Below are 17,858 nucleotides of genomic sequence, written 5' to 3' on the forward strand. Positions count from 1 at the left end.
TGCGTCAAAATGGCCTCGCCAACAGCGTGCTTAAGCCGCTCTTCGGACATCTTGATGATGAGCGACAAAGAATGGATAAAGATGTATCCGACATTGCAGGGGGCGGCCGTTTGGGAGGCTGACTGGACGAGGGCACGTGTGTATGACTGAGCGGCTGCGAAGACCCCTGTTTCTGAGCTTAGCCATTGGCTTGTCGGCCGCGGTGTTCTGGGTCGACAGCATAGCGGAGTACGAGTCCTCGGTGGCAATACTATACCTTGCCGCACTTGTACTCGTGTCAGCCGTAGGCAATGCAAAAGAGGTCGCGCGCGCGGCGCAGGCATGTGCTGGGTTGACCTTTTTGTCATGGATCATCGTCCATGTGCAGGAACCGACTGCATCGAGCGTGCTGCGTTGCTTGTTTGCATGCATTGCCATCGGTGTGACGGCCGCTTTGCTCATTAGCAGAAAACGGCTCGAGGCGACCAAACAGGATTTGGAACGAAGCCGCGCAGAAGTCGATCTGTTTGCAAATTCAGTCCCCTATGTCCTTTGGAGGTCCAATCCGCGTGGCGAGATCGAGTATCTAAACGCTAGTTGGACCGCCGTAACTGGTTTGGATCGATGGACGGTGCTGGAAGGCCAACGGTATAATGACGTCGTTCATCCCGACGACATCCCAATACTCAGTGAGACGGTCTCCGCCGCCGTCGCGAACAGGACCGTTACGAACCTCAAGGTAAGAATCCGACAGGCCGATGGGTCATACCGCTGGATGCAAATCTATGACAACCCCGCCTACTCTCCCCTAACTGACCAAGTCGAACGCTTCGGCGGTCTATCCGACGTCCACGACGAGGTGGTCGCGAAGCAGGAGCTTCAGCAGGTCCGGGACGAGCTGGAGATCAGCAGGGCTGAACTCGTAAACTTCACGGACTCGGTTCCACAAATCCTGTGGCGCGCCGATTCACGAGGTGACATTGACTTCTTTAATCGCCGCTATACCGAGATCACTGGCAGAGATGTCCAGGCGACTATAGAGCAACAGAACCATGCGGACGACATCCACCCGGATGACCGAGAGCAGTTCGAGCTTCTCTTTGAGGCTGACGTCTTAAACCATACCGAGGTGCGCGCCACCTTCCGGCTGCGTCATGCGAATGGCGATTACCGATGGATGTCGTTAGTTGGACGGCCGGTTCAGTTCGGAGAAGGATCGGAGGAAGTCAGGTACTACGGGGGCATCTCCGACATTCATGACGAGGTCGCATCGCATCAGAAGGTCAAGGAACTCAACGAAACCCTCGAGCATCGGGTCGCCGAACGGACTTCCGAGCTTATGCGTACAGAGCAACGCTACGCGGGCCTATTCGACGTAAGCAATATGACCTTCGCGGAAATGGACTTCAGCGCCGCAGACGAGATACTGGACGCGATCAAGGAAGCGGGGGTCACCGATCTGCGAGCGTATATGTCGGCTCACCCGGATGAACTGGCGCGCACGCTGGGCGCTATCCGGACGACCAGGGTCAATGAAGCGCTGGCGCGGCTCATGGGATACGATAGTGTCGCCGATCTCATATCCAATCCTCCCGCACAGAACGCTGACGACGGTCCTGAAGTTCTTCTGCGCCAACTTGAAATGCACTTCTACGGCGTCAATCACATCGATGGGCATACCGTATTGGTCGGCAAAGGAGGGAGGCGGATTCCGGTATACTTCACCGTCACGCGCCTTGCAGACGGTCTTCATCTATCGAGCCATGTCGATCTCTCCGAGCGCGCTCGTATAGAGGAGATGCGGCAGGCAGCCCAGGCGGAAATGGCCCGCGCGAACCGGATCGCGACGGTCGGCGCGTTCTCGGCTTCGATCGCGCATGAACTTAATCAGCCCATAACCTCGATGGTGTTCGACGCCAAAACGGGCATTCGTATGATGTCCCGCGAGAAGCCCGACATGGAGGGAATCGATCGCATATTGCAGCGAATGGAAAAGAATGCGCTGCGCGTGGCGGGCATTGTCCAGCGGACACGTGAAAACCTCGTCGGCAGACGAAGGGAGCTCGGATGGATCGACCTCTATAGTCTCGCCATCGAAACACGCTATCTCATCCAGCACGATCTCCAAAGATCGCATGTCCAACTTGACGTCATCTGCGCTACGCCTGTGCCCGGAATCAAGGCCGACCCGATTGAACTGCAACAGGTCTTCGTGAACCTCGTCAGTAACGCGATCGACGCGATGCGTGGCCAAGCGGAATCGCGTCGCATCACAATAGAATTGATCGCCAGGGAAATGTCTGTGGGTGTTCGGGTCTCTGACACGGGGCCCGGCATACCCGAAGAGCATATCCAGAAGCTATTCGAGCCGTTCTTCACGACCAAGTCTACTGGAATAGGTATGGGGCTGGAAATCTGCCGCTCTGCCGTGGCGGCGATGGGTGGCCAGTTGACGGCTACAAATCTGGCCGAGGGCGGGGCATGCTTCAGCTTCGATCTTCCTTTCCCAGTCGAGCAGACCGTAGCGTCCTCCCCTTCCACCGACTTTGAAACCAAATAAGCTGCCATCGCAGCGGTTTCTTAGAACACTCTCCTCCAAACAGTGGCACAGTTTGCCGACCAACGGACGTCCGCGATGCGGTCGGCCTTTCCGTTGATTGGCTCCTGCTGTCTTCCTCACTACGGCGACCCAGGCCAAGCCGCCTCGGTCACGATAGGCTGGTTGAAGCGCACGCGATGCACCAGTGGCGTTATCCTTCTGCTGAGGTCCTCAAGCTCTTCGAAATACCGAGGGAGACCGAGTTGCTGTCGGGGGCGCCAGCAGTTCGGCGCCCCAAATCAGATCACTTCACGTTGCCAAAAAGCATATTCAGCCCCTCGGTGATTGTCGGATGGGCAAAGATTCCGTCCCGGAGTGCGGTGAACGGCAGTTTTCCGAGCATCGCCATCTGCACGACACTCATGACTTCTCCTGCATTAACCCCCAACATGCTGAAGCCAAGGATCTGATCGGTATCCTTCTCCACCAGCGCTTTCATGAAGCCCTTTCGCTGGGAGAGCGTGCGAGCGCGGGGTACAACATCCATCGGGAGACGGGCAATACGGTATTCCACGCCTTTAGAGCGGGCTTCGCTTTCGTTCAAGCCGACCCGGGCGTATTCTGGATCGACGAAAACGCAGTATGGGATCAGTCGCCCGTCTGTAGTCCGCTCGCCGCCCTTGAGCTGGCTCGATACGACCCGGTAGTCGTCGAGAGACGCATGGGTGAACATCGGCGTGCCCGCAACCTCCCCCATTGCCCAGACGCCTTCCGCTGTCGTTCTAAGCTTGTCATCGACCTCCACGAATCCGCGTGCGTCCAATTCCACACCTGCAAGATCAAGGCCGATCCGGTCCGTTCGCGGACGTCGGCCTGCGGCGACAAGGAGATGCGAACCCTTGAAAACGCGCCCGTCGGCAGCTGTGATGCTTACCGACTGTCCAGACTTTCCAGTCACTGTGGTGGCGCTGCAGTTCAACGCGACATTGACACCTTCCCCTTGAAGCACTTCGAGCAGCGCGTTACCGACGTCCTCGTCTTCTCTAGGCGCAAGACGGGCGCCCCTTTCGAGAATTGTGACCTCCGCGCCGAGACGGCGAAAGGCCTGGCCGAGTTCCATACCGATGTAGCCGCCGCCGAGAACAAGCAGGTGCGTCGGCATGTCGCCAAGCTGAAGTGCCTCGACGTGAGTGATAGGGTCGGCAGCCACAAGCCCGGGAACGTCTGGTATAGTGGCAGTTGTCCCGAGATTTATGTAGACCTTGTCGCCAGTCAAGGTTCTGACGCCATTTCCGGTTTCAACGGAGAGCGTCTTAGGCGATACAAAACGTCCCCAGCCAATCACTAGCTCAAAGCCGCTCGCATCGAAAATAGACTGATTGAAAGCGACCATTTCCGCAACAACACTGGCGGTACGGTTGCGCACGAGATCGAGGCTGGTGCGAACATTATCTGCCTCTGTGCCGTATTCTGAGGCCTTGCGGGTCGCATAGGCCACTTCGGCGCTGCGGATCAGCGCCTTGCTGGGAATACAGGCTATGTTGATGCACGACCCACCGATGAGGCCAGCTTCCACCACAGCTACGCGTTTGCCTGCTTTTGCCTGCTCCATGGCGAGTGTCTTACCCGCCTTGCCACCTCCGAAGACCAGTATGTCATAGGATTCTACTTGAGCCATTGTCGTCTCTCCTTTGGGTTTGTTATCCCGTTGAAGAAAATCAGCTGGCGTTCGCAAGTGATTGTAGAATCGTGCCCGTCACCCATATCGGCCTGATTTTTCGGATCATACGCACTGCACTCTGGTCACGCCACAGGAAACAGAACGGCGAAGTGGAGCCCTGATCCTGTAAGGCTATGTACCATCTTCCCACGCAACTGACGTTCGACTATCAATCGCATCAGCTTCGACCCTTCATTGGGTTCTGTTGAGCCATCCGGTTTCGGCCCCCCAATCTCTCGCCACCAGAGTCCCATCTCACCATCGCAACAGGTCCATTGGACCATAATCTGACCGGAGCCAACCGAAAGCGCTCCGTGCTTGAGAGCGTTGGTCGCGAGTTCATTAATAAGTAAACCCAATGCGGCCGCAATATTGGTGGCGACCTCGATACCGGGTCCTTCAACGACAATCCTCGAAGCACCGGGATCTTGGTATGGTAATAGTACGGCGGCCAGGAGTTCGTGCAGAGGGACATTTAGCCTTCTCTCGCCATCGTCGTCGAGGAAATGATGTACCTTCGCCAACGCTCTCAAGCGATACGCGAAGTCCGTAGAATGCTCTCTCGGTAGCGACAGATTGGCTAGCCCGATCGCCGACGCGTATACGTTTTTCAGGCGGTGCCGCACCTCGTCACACTCCAGTTTGAGACGGGTGCTCGCGGTCACCAGTTCAGCGAAGAGGCTGCATCTGGAAATCGCTGCCGAAGCGGCACGAGCGAGTGTTTGCGCGGCAATTATCTCGGCGATCACTCTTGCAACATCGCCATCGCCCTGCTCCGTTCGAAGTTCCTCGACGCTTGATAGCAGGGATCGCGAAAACTCTTGGGTGTTTGCGACTACCCCTGACCGCCCGCAAACTGCCGGATGATTCCCCTCGGCTATCACCGTTAAGCTCGTCAGATTGTCCGTGTCGGAAACAAAAGGAATGGCGGAAACTGCCACCAGGGGCGTTGATTGTGACGCTACTACCTCCAGACCTTGCGACCCGATAAGGGCTATGGCGTCTGCAGATAGAATCCTTCGTGCTGCCTCACGGGCGATTTCCGAGATCTGACTACTGTCGTTGGAAGCCGCGATCTGGGCAAGCGCTTCTACGAGAATGGGATAGGGCTGAGGCATCTTCGGCACCAATTCTTCACGGGTCGCCGCATGGGCTGTGGATAGCAACATGGCTATTCCCTCGCCCCCGAGCGGAATAGGACGATTCATCCCCGGGGTGGCCGAAGTTCGCTCCGCTTTTTTCACTTCGCCCACGACCGGATTCGCCAATCGCGTGGCAGCCGCCTCAGATAATGCCAAGTCATGACAACATCGACGACAGGGTATGGCATGACAATCGCGACATCCGCAGGAGCAAGACATTTGGGCGCATTCGAACACCTGTTCGCGGCCTACGGCGAAGACGGCACGATGAACTTCACCATCGCGGCGCGTGTCTCCGGAACGCTGGCAGAACCGGATGTCATATCGGCACTCGCCAAGGTGCAAGAACGGCACCCTCTCCTCAGGGTGTCATTGTCTTGGGACGAGCGTGACGCCCACTGCTTCGTGCCTTCGGAACGTCCGATTCCCGTTTCGGTGATTGCAGGATCGACGACTACATGGCATCGGATTGCAGAAGACGAGATGAACAAGCCACTCGTTTCCGCAGAGGCACCACTTGTTCGCGCGATCATCGCCCCCGACACCCATTCGAGTATCCTGGTGCTGACTTTCAACCACTCCGTGGTGGATGGTCTCGCCGCCGTCTTCGTGCTGCGCGAAATACTCCTCGCGTTGAGCGGTGGCGAACTTTCCCGTCCGATCGCGGATTCAAGGTTAGAGGATCGCATGGCATTGGAGGTTCCCTTCTTCAGGCGGCGCGCCCGCTCCGAAGCTTTCGTCGATAGCAAGCCCGCTCAAGCCTCGGGTTTGCTCGGAACTGCGTCGGTCGATGCACTCGAACTCGACAGAGACCATCTCGCAAGGCTATATCTAAATGCGAAATCACGAGGGTTGACGCTGAACTCGATCCTGACCGCAGCACACGGAAGGGCGCTGCTCGACCTCAATGACCGCTGGTCAGCTCAGCCGTTGCGGGTGATGTCGCCGATCGACCTTAAGCCAGAATTCGCGATCCCGGAACATGTTGGCCTATCGCTGTCCATCGCGATTACTCCGTTCGAGAGGAAGGGGCTAGCATTCCTGGACGACGCTCGCCGAGTACAAGCCCAGATCGCGAAGTTCCGCGAAAGAAAAATGGCTCTCTGGATGGTCGCCGATCTCGCGAAGCGGTTTATCGAAGACCCGAGCTACGAGGCGACCCGGGAGCGCGTGGTCAAGCACATACCCTTCGATACCGTGATGACAAACCTTGGCGTATTGCGCTTGCAAGAACGCTATGGTGATCTCGTGATTGAGAAGATTTGGGCGCCCGCACTGCGCTCCGTTCCTGGCCAAGACGTCGTGGCGGCCGCAACGTTCGACGGTGCTCTCACTCTGGTACACACGGCTGTCGGGGGAACCGATGGCCTGCTTGCTCGCATTGTAGAGATCCTTGACGACCTACGGTAACGGGGTAAGTCACAAACGGTTGAAAGCGCTTCCGCAACTCGCTGAAGATTTTCCTAGCTAAGAACTTGTCGCCGATCCCGGCGGGCGAGGGATTCTTCGAGAGACTGCCCCGTTCCTCCGATGGCACCGTTGGCAACAACGTCGACGCGAGGCATGTATGGACAGAGTGGAATGAGCTGAACAAGGAGTACCACAAGAAGGCGCTTGAAACGCGAAGATCGTCGGGGAAATCCCGATCCGGATGGCGACCTAAGACGCCGCACGGGCGAAGCGGCATCCGCTTCATGGTCTTTCGGCGGAGGTGGGACGTTCCGGATGCCGCTTCAGTCACGTGACCCAGGGGTTGGTCACTTGCCAGGAGGATTTTCCTGAAATGGGAACCGTCGAACGGTCGAAAGCTCGCGTTTCAACCGTTTGCGACGAATACCCGTAGCGATATCATTTACCCCCCTCGGATTACGTCGCTATTAGGTCGCAGCACTAAACGGCGACTTGCGACAAGGGGAGCGATCTTATGCGCTTTCCCGTTGCCGAGAATATCGCGTTTGCCAACGCGCCAGCAGCGGCGGCAGTTCCGGCCTCACCGACCCCGCCGGGGTTCTCGTTGCTTTTCACCTGATACACTTCGACCCTGGGTGCCTCGTTGATCCGCAGAATCCGATAGGTGTCGAAATTGCTCTGGTCAACGGCGCCATCGCTGAAGGTCACTTCGTTGAACATCGCAGTACCGAGCCCGAACAAGACCCCCCCTTCCATCTGAGCCCGGACCGTGTCCGGGTTGATCACGATCCCGCAATCGACTGCCAACACCGAACGCAGCAGCTTCACCTGTTTGCCGGGCACCACCTCGACCTCGAGGAAATGCGCGAGGTAAGTGTTGAAGGCGAATTGCAGGTTGACCCCGCGCCCGCGGCCTTTGGGTAACGGTTCCTTCCACCCGGCTTTTGCGGCCGCGAGTTCCAGTACTGCCAGCGCCCGCGGGTTCTTGGTCAGCATCCTTCTCCTGAAGTCTACAGGATCCTGCCCGGTCGCATGAGCCATTTCGTCCACGAAGCTTTCTATGACGAAAAGATTGTGGGTCGCACCAACCCCCCTCCACCAGGCTGTCGTCAATCCTTCCGGCTCATGCCGGACATAGTCTGCGAATACCGCGGCTTCATCGTACGGCGTTTCCGCCGCGCAATCGAGAGAGTCAGGATCGATCCCGTTGACGAAAGCCGGAGGTGCCCAGCGTGCCATGACAGAAGAGCCCGTCACTCTATGAGTCCGTCCGACAAGGCGGCCGGCTTCGTCCAGCCCGGCAGACACTCTGTCGTAATAGTACGGACGGAAGAAATCGTGAGTCAGGTCCTGCTCCCGCGTCCAGACCAGTTTAACCGGATATCTTATGTCACGCAGGAGCTTGGCCGCCTGCTCGATCGTGTCGATATCGAGCCGCCGCCCGAAAGCGCCTCCCATCAGCTGATTTCTCACTATTACCTTCTCGGGAGCGAGCCCTGTCGCATCCGCCACGGCCTTTTGCGCCCGGACGGGAACCTGTGTCCCGACCCACAGTTCGGCGCGGTCGTCCTCAATGTGCAGCGTGCAGTTCATAGGCTCGAGAGGCGAATGAGAGAGGAAGGGCGAACGGTACACCGCATCGAGCTTTGTCTTTGCCCTCTGGATTGCTTCGGCCGCACCGTTGTCGTCACGTACGACTACACCCTGCTTCATGGAAGCTTCATGCATGTCGTTGACAATGGATTCCGTCGAGACAGAACCGTTCGGCCCGCTCTCCCAAGAAAGCTCGAGGGCCTCCACACCTAGTTTGGCTGCCCACATGTGTTCGCCGATAACCGCTACTGCGTCTTCGGTGCGGACGATGTCACGTACGCCCTTGACCGCACGAGCGGCGTCCTCGTTCATGGTGGCGATCCTGCCACCTTTTACAGGCGCGACCGCCAAGGTGGCGAACGCCATGCCCGGAAGCCTGATGTCGATCCCGTAAACTAGAGAACCGTTGACTTTCGCGGGCGTGTCGAGGCGTTTCGCCTTCGTACCGATAAGCCTGAATTGTGACGGATCCTTGAGCGCCACCTGCTTGGGCACCTCCTGGGCAGCCGCCTCCGGCGCGACCTCAAGATAGCTTACCGAACGTCCGGAAGGTCCGTGGTGTATGATGCCTCTCTCAACCGTGCATTCAGCAGCGGCAACTCCCCAACGTTCCGCGGCGGCACCGACCAGCATGATGCGCGCGGACGCGCCTGCCTCTCGCAAACGTACCCAGTCGGACTGAGTGGAAGTCGAGCCACCTGTCGCTTGGTCGAAGAGAATTGGGTCCATGTATTTCTTGAGGTCAGGCGGCGCGGCCTCTACATGAACCTGATCAAGATCGACTTCTAGTTCCTCCGCCATAAGCATGGCACTCGACGTGTAGATACCCTGCCCCACTTCCGTATGAGGCATGATCAAGGTGATCCCGTCGGAGTCAATTTTGACGAAGGCGTTAGGTATGAACTGAGGCCGCTCGCCCATCGCGGCGGCTGCTCGACGGGCGTTTCCAGGAAGCTGAACCGCCAATACCAGGCCGACGGTAGCGAGCGCGGTTCCTTTAAGGAAACTCCTGCGGGATACGAGGTTCTCGATCATATTGCGGCCCTCACACGTTAATTGAGTGGATGGCTTCACGGATCCTCACGTAGGTCCCGCAACGACAGATGTTTCCCGACATGGCGTCGTCAATGTCCGCGTCCGTTGGGCGGGGATTGTCTGTTAGGAGAGCCGTCGCGGACATGATTTGCCCGGACTGACAGTATCCGCATTGCACGACTTCTCTTTCCAGCCATGCCGCTTGGACCTTCGCGCCGACCGGAGTGTCGCCGACGCCTTCGATAGTCGTGATCGGCATGTCCTCGATGGAGTCCAACGTCGTCTGACAGGATCGCACCGCGACACCACCCAGATGAACTGTACACGCTCCGCACTGAGCGATTCCGCACCCGTATTTCGTGCCCGTCATCCCGAGCACGTCGCGCAGCACCCATAGGAGTGGCATGTCGTCCGGCACATCTACCTCGTGGACCATGCCATTGATGGTCAGCTTTCTCATCGTCGCCTCTTCTCCGTACCTACCCGGCCTGCATGCCGCGTTTCGGCTAGGCACGGTCGCTCAAATCGTCGTCGATCATGGTGACAGCTTTCGAGGCTCGAAAATTGAACGATCCTGCACCAGCGATGCGTCGTCCGTCGCTCTGTGGTCGTCTTCGCCTCCAAGTCCAATATTCGAACCACGCTTTCAGTAGGCGAGAGACGTGTGGATGTCGCGAAGACAGTCCCACCGTCTGGTTGCCGAAACCGGGGCGTTTCTACGCCATTTGAGCGGTGTGGTTCCCACGAGACGTTTGAAAACCTTGGAAAGGTGCGCCTGATCACTAAGGCCGCAAGCATGGGCAATCTGGCTGAGTGGCTCGTCTGTCGAGGCTATCAGATATTTTGCCGCTTCAATGCGCCTCGACAGGACGTAGTCATACGGCGGCCGCCCGAACGTGACGTTAAAGCCTTTGGAAAATCTACTAACGCTCAGCCGGACCTGTTCGCTTAGGTCGCTGACCCGGAGCTTAGTGTCGAAGTTCTCATCGACATAGCGGATGATCTTCTTCCTCTGCCATTCGCTGAGTCCGGAGGGAACCTTTTCCTTAGCTACCGCAGCCGCCGGAATCTTCCGGTCCACAAGGCTTTGCCGATCAAGCCAGCCATCGATCGTTGCGTAGTCCATTTCAGCGTGCGAGATCTGTGAGGCGCTGCCACCATTCAAGGTGGCTCTAAAAGAAAGGGACGTTTCCATCGCGATATCCTCGCTATTTCGATGCAGGGAGGGTGCCGTGTTGGGACGTGTGAAATCGAGTTATAGGTTGTGAAAAAATGTTATGGCGTTAAGGCCTCGTCCTTAACAACCGCGGGAACCGAATTTTACAATATTCGCTGAAGATGGCTCGATAACCGCTTAATGTGGCGCCTGTCGTTCGCGCGGCCCATCGATTGTTGCAAACTCTTTGAGGCATCCATTGAGCATGGTGGGACAGAACTCGGACCGCACCGTCAGCCCGCAGGTGGCTCTGATCACACACGCGGCTAGCGAGATTGGTGTAGCCACCGTTCAAGCCCTCGCTCGGGCTGGAGCAGATTTGGCCCTAGCGACGGCGACAGAACCTGACCCTCATTTTATGGAGTCTCTGCGATCCTATGGCGGCCGAGTCGTGTGGTTCCCGATGGATCAGCCCACGACTGGCATTCAGGCTTCACAGCTCGCACGCGCCGTTGTCACGGCTTTCGGTCGTCTCGATGTGCTTGTGGCGAATACGGTTCATCGCGTCGAAGGTCAGATCGACGACGAGGATGTCGACGACGACGCACTCGACGTGCAATTGGACATGGACACGCGAAGTGTCATTGCTCTGATCAAGGCAGTTTCCAAAGTCATGGAGAGTGGTGGGCGAGTGGTCGCACTGGGGTCCAGCGTGGCAGACCGCATAGGCACTCCTGGCCTTGCCGACTTCGCTGCGGCGCGCGCCGCGATCGCTGCCTTCTGCAAGGGGGCTGCACACGATCTCGGCCCCCGGGGCATCACGGTGAATGTCGTACAGATCGGAGCGATTGCGTCCAGGGCCGATCAAAGCATTTCCAGGGAAACACTTGCTGCCGAGCGTGAGGCAAATGTCCTAAAGAGGCTTGGGACGCCATCCGAGGTGGCCGAAGCGATCATCTTTCTGGTTGGTCCTGGCGCTACGTTCATCACGGGTAGTACATTGAACGTAGATGGCGGTTACAGCGCCTAGTTGGCTCCTGGCTATTCGTCACAAACGGTGGAAATCGCCTGCGCCGATTGCATTCTCGAAATGCTGTCGCTTCAGGCACATTGCCAGCCTTGGCGTTGCGACTGGGTTGGCATCCCTGAAACGTCCTCCCTTCGCCAGTATGCCGTGGCCCGGTCTCCCGTCGCCGTAGGATCGGGGCGTTCCTCGTCCGACAGTACAGCCACTACAAGTGCCTCCACGATCGAGCCTCGAACCGCCGCGTCTCCGCGACACTGCCCTACATATCCACAGGCGCTGGCAGGGTGACATCTACGGAATGGCAGAGCGAGTTTTGATGCCCTATTCGATAAAATGATGGACCGAGAACTCATCACGATTGTGACGAAAAGCCGCTCTTACCGCTCGAGGCGGCTGTTCCGCGCCAAGCCAGCTGGAGAGCTCCGAAATGACCTACCACAATAGATAGGTATCGGACGCGAAAGTAACGGTGTTAGCTCCATGAATATTAAAATCTTGGGTAAGACGACGCGAGGTTGCCACACGAGGAATGGCCTTTGCGACGAATGGTTGGTTTGTCTTTTGGACGGTTATGCACTTGGAAGTGCGGCCGGATACGGGCTGGCTGCCGAGCGGAATAACTCTGGTGATGGTGGGGGTTGTATATCGACATGCTCGGGTCTGTTAGGGCGCGACCTCTCGCCATAGCGTGTTGGGCGGTAGGCTGCTCGTGTCTTATCGAGTCGAACGGATCGATATCGGCCGTTTTGAGCGCCGGGCGGATCGGCGCCTACGATCTGATCGCGCTGACGGCTGTCGTAACTGCGGTCGGCGTTTTCGCTTGCCGCAGAGGCGGGAACAGGCTCCCGGGTCAGTCATCTTCGCGAGCCAACGAACGCCAAGAGTTTGCTGACGCCCTGCCCCATGTACTATGGGGAACGACCGCTGACGGGCGGTGCGCATTTCTCAACGAGCGTTATACGGAGATGTTCGGAATCCCACGACTCCAAGCAATCCGGGACCAAAGCTGGGGCGACCCCATTCATCCCGCCGATCGTCCCAAGATGTACCAAGCTTGGCGAGGTGCGGTGGAGAATGGTAGCTCGTCCTATTCGGCTCGCGCACGCGTGCGCATGAACGATGGCTCATACCGTTGGATGGAATCTCGTGGCCAATCAGTCAGGTCACCCCAGAGCGGCGAGGTGGTCAAATGGTTTGGCAGCCTTGTCGACGTTCAGAGCCAGGTCGAGTCGCAGGAGGCTATCGCCCGGCTGCAGTTCGAAGTACAAACTATCGCCGACGAGTGTGAAATGGCGCTCGGTCGCGCTGATGAACGACTTCGGGCGACCTTCAAGGCTGGAGAAATTGGTTGGATCGAGTATAAAATTGGACTGGACTCACCAACATCAGACGCCTTGAACGCCCATGCCGCGACCGACATTCGAGAGTACCTTGAGAAGCACCCCTCAACCGCTCATGAATTAAGACGTTTTTATATCGATCTCCCGTGCCAGTGACCTAACAATAGCGGCGCTTGGGTACGCTGACGTTTCGGAAATGATCTCTGGATGGACGGGGATCGCCGGCGCTCCCATCCTCGATGTCGAGATTGCCATTCTTACCGCGCTCAACAACCACACGCCAACCTCGTGTGGCATCGCTGAACTATGGGACGCCGAAGGCAAGACGCGGTGCTATCCTTTCTCGCTATGGATTACGGACAACGGTGTCGCTAAAGCTGCCTTCTTTGATGCAACCGAAACCGCCCAGCAGACTGAAAGGTTCGGAGCCGCGCGGCAGCAACTGGCCAAGGCGAACAGGATTGCATCCGCGACGGCGCTTTCCGCCTCCCTCGTTCATGAGATCAGCCAGCCGATCACCGCGATCTCTCTTGACTTAGCCACGGCGACGCGTCTTGCCGCAATGGGCCCGACCGATACTGACGCACTCGCAAGGGTGATGGAGCGACTTCGCTGGAATACACAGCGTCTTACCGATATCGGAACACGAACCCGCGATAACCTGAGACCCGACCTACACAATCGAGAGCCGATAGATCTCCCGGAATTAGTAGCTCGATGCCGCGATCTCCTGATTGATCCGCTAAGTAGCGAAATGACGGTATCAATTGCGGTCGATGGCGACTTGCCGTTGATCGTGGGTGATCCCGTGGCCTTGAAGCAAGTCATTTGCGCGCTCTTACAGAACGCACTGGAGTCAGTGTCCTCGCGGGACGAAGCAACTCCTGTGTCGATAGAGATTTCGCGCCCCACGCGATCGGCGGATATCAGAGTAAGATTGCGGACCGTGGCGCCGGAGTGAAGCAGGAGCACCTAGCCCTCGTCTTTGATCCATTCTTTTCGACCAAGCCTAACCGACTCGGGTTTGGTCTCACCGTGTGCCAAAGCGTAGTCGAAGGCTTTGGTGGGAGCCTTAGACTAAATAACAGGGTGGACGGAGGAGCTGTTGCGGAATTCTCTATTCCCAACTCAACACTTCAGTTTATCGAAGCCTTCCCGGCAGTTTGAATTAGTCTAACTCGGCTATTCGTCACAACGGTTGGAACCGCTTGTGCCCGCTGCATTTTCGAAAGCGTTCGCTTCAGGCACAAGGCCAGCTCTGGCGTTGCGACGAAGGTGCCATCCGGGTGAAACGTCCTCCCTTCGCCAGTATGCCGTGGCCCGGTCGCCCGTCGCCGTCCCCTTCGTGAGCCAGGATCGGAGCGTTCCTCGCCCCAAAAGCACAGACACTACACGTGCCTCCACGATCGAGCCTCGAACCGCCGCTTCAAGTCTCCGCGACACTGTCCGACAATATCCACAGGGGCTGGCACGGTGACATCTACGGAATGGCAGAGCGAGTTTTGATGCCCTATCTGATAAAATGATGGAACGAGAACTCATCGGCCGCAAGTGCTGACGACACACTGAAATCCGGATAGCCGAACAGTCGGAACCTATTTGCCGTTGCCTTAAATCCACACAGATGTGATATCCGTTTGGAAGATTAATTCTGGCGGAATCAGCGGTTTAGCGATGGCTGTTATCAAGTTCGGCACCTTTGAGCTCGATATTCTCAACAAGAAGCTGACCGAAACAGGTCGACCATACCAACTCGGCAAGAAGGCGTTGGAGTTACTGATAGCATTAGTAAGTAAAGCTGGAGAAATTGTTTCAAAGGACGAGTTGCTCCGTGCTGGGTGGCCCACAACTACTGTCGACGAAGGCGCGCTACGTGTTCATCTCGTAACGCTCAGGAAGGCGCTAGGGGAACACAGTGATCAGCGCTACATCGAAAACATCCCTGGGCGTGGATATATGTTCGTCGCGCCTACGGAGCTATCGCTCTCAGCTTCGATTACGCCGATGAGCAACGCTGCTCTCGACACGAACCTCCCGCGGTTCGCGAGCCGACTCATTGGACGCGAGGACTTCATCCAGACGACTTTGGCCGCGTTAGCGTCTACCAGGCTTCTGACGATCGTGGGTGCTGGCGGGATCGGGAAAACCGCCGTCGCCCTTGAGACCGCGATGAGGATTCAGTCATCGAAGAGGGTGATCTTCCTCGATCTAGCGGTCTTGAACGACGGTAATCTCTTGATGCCTACTTTGGCATCATCCCTTGGCCTGGTTTTGTACACCAGTGATTACCGACAGGCTGTTCTCAATTCTCTTGAAGGAAACGACATCCTCCTTCTGTTCGACAACTGCGAGCATCTGATCGATGCTGTCGCGCTGGAGGTAGATCAGATACTCAGGGCAACCGCGAGCGTATCGATCCTAACTACCAGTCGCGAACCCCTTTTGGTCGCTGGCGAGAAGGTGAGGCAGTTGCCGTCCCTCCCCGTCCCCGATCTGGAGATCTCGTGCCAGGATCTTCTTTCCATTCCATCCGTTGAACTGTTCGTGGAAGCGGTGAAGCTGGCTTCGGACATCGAAGACTTCGCCGACGAGGAAAGCCTTCGGGCGGCAGCGGCGATCGTTCGAAGCTTGGACGGCATCCCTCTGGCGATAGAGCTGGCTGCGTCGCGTGTCAGCAGCCTCGGCCTGAAAAGCGTTCTCGGCTCTTTGGACGACCCGTTGTCCATCCTACGCAGAGGACGACGAACCGCACCTCCCAGACAGCAAACATTGAGGGCAACCCTCGACTGGAGTTACAACAGTCTAAGCGATGACGAGAAGGAACTTTTCGCGATGATCGCGGTGTTTCCCGGAACCTTTTCGGATCAAGGCGCAGAAACCATCGCGGACGTATGGCTTTCTGGCGAGCGTTTCGACCGCGCCTTCGATGGATTGCTCCTCAAATCACTGATTGCCGTATCGAGTGCCGACGGTAGGTATCGTCTGCTGGATACCACAAAAGGGTATGCAGCCGAGAAGCTAGCCGATAGCACTTTGGACAAGAACTATCGCCTGTCGCACGCGCACTACTGCCGCGACGAACTCTTGAGAGCAGAGTACGACTGGAGGTCGCTTACGACGGGCGACTGGATGCGCCGCTATGGATCCCTGATAAACGATCTTCGTGCGGCTGCCGAATGGGCGCGCTCGTCCGACGGCGACTTTGACCTCGCCGTCGAGCTTGTCGCCATTTCCAACGTGATCTGGGTTCAATCGGGAGCGATGAGCGAGCAGTCTATCGCAATAGAAAGAGCGCTCAAGCTTCTCCCATCAACCGGGCATGTCGGTACCGATATCGAGGTCCAGTTGCGCATCGCAAGAGGTAGCGCGCTGTACCACACCCGCGGCTTCAAAAGCGACGACGAGGCCATCGCGGAATTCGAACGGGCTATTGCTCTTGCTGAACGTCTCGGTAACCCGGCACGAATAATGAGAGCATTCGGAGGCAAAGCATCCGTAGCGAGTTCAAACGGTCGTTACCATGACTCTATCGCCATCGCAAAAGATCTACAGGCGAGATTTCCAGGTGCACTGAGCTTCAGCAGGCTGCTCGAGCACAATTATCTTTTTCACGGAGATCTTTCTGCTTCCCGCCAGCAGGCAGAGATTTCGATAATGGAAGCCAGTCGCGCAGTCAGGACGACTCAAAACTACGGCACGGGTTACGACCAAGGCACGATAGCGCGATCCGTTGTCTCCATGATCGACTTCCTCGAAGGAAAGATCGATCGGAGCCTCGAGGGCATCCGGGGCCTGCTCGCGGATTCAGAGATCCTCGGGCATTCGATTTCGACCTGCCTGATGCTCACGCTGAGTGCTGTACCGATTGCATATCTCGCAGGTGACACTACGGCTGCCAGATCGAGGCTGAACGATGTTAGGCGGATCGCGACCAAGGATATGTTGGTCCGTTGGCGGGAATGGGTTGACGGGTATGAACTGATCATCCCCCAAGAAACTCAAACCGATGAGGTTCAATCGCAGCTACAGCGGGCTCTTCTCGAGGGGGTCGGGATGAGGCTGGAATACATGACAATACTTGCGGGGTGCAGGGCGTCTCCGGCCGCATTGGACCGAGCACTTTCTGGCAACGCTGGCTGGTGTAGACCCGAATTGCTTAGACTAAAGGCGGTTTCGTTGATCAAGCAGGATCGCGTCACGGCGCTTCAATTTCTCAACGAGGGATTGCAGCTTGCCCGCTCGATGGGAGCGATCTTTTGGGAGCTCAGGTGCGCCCTATGCCTTTTCAGACTCGCTCCGCCGAACGATGTGCTCGCGGCCCGACGCAAGCTCGAATCTGTACTCGCGAAATTTGTCTGCAGCGACCCGATAGCGGACGTTGAAATGGCGCTTGCGCTCTTGGATCGATAGTGCCCGCAGTAGTCCGTAGCTCATCGTATGTCCTCTGGGAAACGCCGCGCTTCGAGGGTCTTGTGTTTGAGCCGTTGGGCCAGCATATGCGGCGGCCGTTGAACGGCCGCCGCCAATCGAGCTCAGACCGGGATCGTTCCTTGACCATCGCCTCGTGCTCTTTCAAGCCTGGATTGTCGCGCAACATCTGAATGGCATCAACGTAGATGTCTTCGTTGTCGGCTAGAGCTTGTCCATAGCCTCCTTCACAAAACGTCCGGAGGCATTGCACGCGGATCGCCGCCCCTCTTGATGAGATCCCGTCGACCCACGGCGGAGCGATTTCTTGGACCTTCACGGAAGCGGAGTGCGAAGCGCTGCGACATGCTGAAGGAATGGAGAGAGCTGGCTCGGGAAATTTGGACAGGACGGATAAGTGGAATTTCTGCCTGACTTCGGCTTAGATGCCGGGAACAGGAGATACCATGACGAGACGACCGCGCCGGAACCATAGCCCGGCCTTCAAGG

12 protein-coding genes are annotated in these 17,858 nt (G+C 57.3%); 7 read left to right on the plus strand and 5 right to left on the minus strand.

Annotated features, from left to right (window positions below; all coding sequences use genetic code 11):
• Positions 1-241 precede the first annotated feature (241 nt).
• Positions 242-2,539 (plus strand): PAS domain-containing sensor histidine kinase, encoded by a 2,298-nt coding sequence (locus JNB88_RS25090; RefSeq protein ID WP_220357809.1) that lies wholly within the window; start codon positions 242-244, stop codon positions 2,537-2,539.
• Positions 2,540-2,822: 283 nt separating this feature from the next.
• Here JNB88_RS25090 and JNB88_RS25095 read toward each other — a convergent pair whose 3' ends face one another.
• Together JNB88_RS25095 and JNB88_RS25100 are read right to left on the minus strand one after the other, a co-directional pair.
• Positions 2,823-4,196 carry a dihydrolipoyl dehydrogenase family protein gene (locus JNB88_RS25095; protein WP_220357810.1) on the minus strand — a complete coding sequence of 458 codons (1,374 nt, stop codon included), beginning with the start codon at positions 4,194-4,196 and terminating at the stop codon, positions 2,823-2,825.
• Between the two features lie 125 nt (positions 4,197-4,321).
• Positions 4,322-5,491, minus strand: coding sequence for an HWE histidine kinase domain-containing protein (locus JNB88_RS25100; protein WP_220357811.1), 1,170 nt, complete (start codon positions 5,489-5,491; stop codon positions 4,322-4,324).
• Between the two features lie 75 nt (positions 5,492-5,566).
• Here JNB88_RS25100 and JNB88_RS25105 point away from each other — a divergent pair, with 75 nt between their 5' ends.
• Positions 5,567-6,790 (plus strand): hypothetical protein, encoded by a 1,224-nt coding sequence (locus JNB88_RS25105; RefSeq protein WP_220357812.1) that lies wholly within the window; start codon positions 5,567-5,569, stop codon positions 6,788-6,790.
• 480 nt (positions 6,791-7,270) lie between these two features.
• On the opposite strand, the gene JNB88_RS25110 is transcribed toward JNB88_RS25105, so the two are convergent.
• The 3 genes from JNB88_RS25110 to JNB88_RS25120 all read right to left on the minus strand — a co-directional run bounded on the left by JNB88_RS25110 (position 7,271) and on the right by JNB88_RS25120 (position 10,613).
• Entirely contained in the window at positions 7,271-9,418 is a 2,148-nt protein-coding gene (locus JNB88_RS25110) for a molybdopterin cofactor-binding domain-containing protein (protein WP_220357813.1), read from the minus strand.
• A 10-nt stretch (positions 9,419-9,428) separates the two neighbouring features.
• Positions 9,429-9,878 (minus strand): (2Fe-2S)-binding protein, encoded by a 450-nt coding sequence (locus tag JNB88_RS25115; protein ID WP_220357814.1) that lies wholly within the window; start codon positions 9,876-9,878, stop codon positions 9,429-9,431.
• A 186-nt stretch (positions 9,879-10,064) separates the two neighbouring features.
• On the minus strand, positions 10,065-10,613 hold the full coding sequence (locus JNB88_RS25120) for a helix-turn-helix domain-containing protein (protein ID WP_223217318.1): 549 nt from the start codon (positions 10,611-10,613) through the stop codon (positions 10,065-10,067).
• Positions 10,614-10,839: 226 nt separating this feature from the next.
• Between JNB88_RS25120 and JNB88_RS25125 the strand changes: the two genes are divergently transcribed.
• The 5 genes from JNB88_RS25125 (at position 10,840) to JNB88_RS25145 (ending at position 17,351) form a co-directional block, all read left to right on the plus strand.
• On the plus strand, positions 10,840-11,604 hold the full coding sequence (locus tag JNB88_RS25125; protein ID WP_220357831.1) for an SDR family NAD(P)-dependent oxidoreductase: 765 nt from the start codon (positions 10,840-10,842) through the stop codon (positions 11,602-11,604).
• Positions 11,605-12,251: 647 nt separating this feature from the next.
• Positions 12,252-13,097, plus strand: coding sequence for a PAS domain-containing protein (locus JNB88_RS25130; protein WP_223217325.1), 846 nt, complete (start codon positions 12,252-12,254; stop codon positions 13,095-13,097).
• Between the two features lie 40 nt (positions 13,098-13,137).
• Entirely contained in the window at positions 13,138-13,902 is a 765-nt protein-coding gene (locus JNB88_RS25135) for a sensor histidine kinase (RefSeq protein WP_220357816.1), read from the plus strand.
• Positions 13,899-14,108, plus strand: a complete 210-nt coding sequence (locus tag JNB88_RS34690) for an ATP-binding protein (RefSeq protein ID WP_220357817.1) — start codon at positions 13,899-13,901, stop codon at positions 14,106-14,108. Before JNB88_RS25135 ends, JNB88_RS34690 begins: the two co-directional genes overlap by 4 nt.
• A 507-nt stretch (positions 14,109-14,615) precedes the next feature.
• Positions 14,616-17,351 carry a winged helix-turn-helix domain-containing protein gene (locus tag JNB88_RS25145; RefSeq protein ID WP_220357818.1) on the plus strand — a complete coding sequence of 912 codons (2,736 nt, stop codon included), beginning with the start codon at positions 14,616-14,618 and terminating at the stop codon, positions 17,349-17,351.
• The last annotated feature ends 507 nt before the right edge of the window (positions 17,352-17,858 follow it).

Source organism: Rhizobium cauense, assembly GCF_019511525.1.
GTDB lineage: Bacteria > Pseudomonadota > Alphaproteobacteria > Rhizobiales > Rhizobiaceae > Rhizobium > Rhizobium cauense.